Below are 268 nucleotides of genomic sequence, written 5' to 3'. Positions count from 1 at the left end.
GATCGGGTCGGTCAGGCTACGGGTGACCATGCCGGCGCTGGCCAGCACGCGCTCGGTATGCAGGGCCTGGGTGCGCGAATCGTCGATGATCAGCACACGCAGGGGGTCGTGCGGGGCGGCGTTGGTCAGCAACTCGACCTTTTCCAGCAGGCTGGAAGCCTCCAGGCTGCCGGTGAGAAAGTCCTGGCCGCCGGCGCGCACGGCCGCCAGGCGGGTCGGGGTGTCGGCTTCATGGTGGCTGAAGAACAGCAGCGGAACAGGTTGCGCC

General features: G+C 68.7%; 1 pseudogene. It reads right to left on the bottom strand.

The annotated features are described in order from the left end of the window. A pseudogene (locus tag AC6UD2_RS06785) lies at positions 1 to 268 on the bottom strand (diguanylate cyclase response regulator); the annotation flags it as partial.

The sequence above is a fragment of the Fructilactobacillus sp. X2R5C2 genome (assembly GCF_059901375.1).
This window is presented reverse-complemented; position numbering and strand designations above follow the sequence as displayed.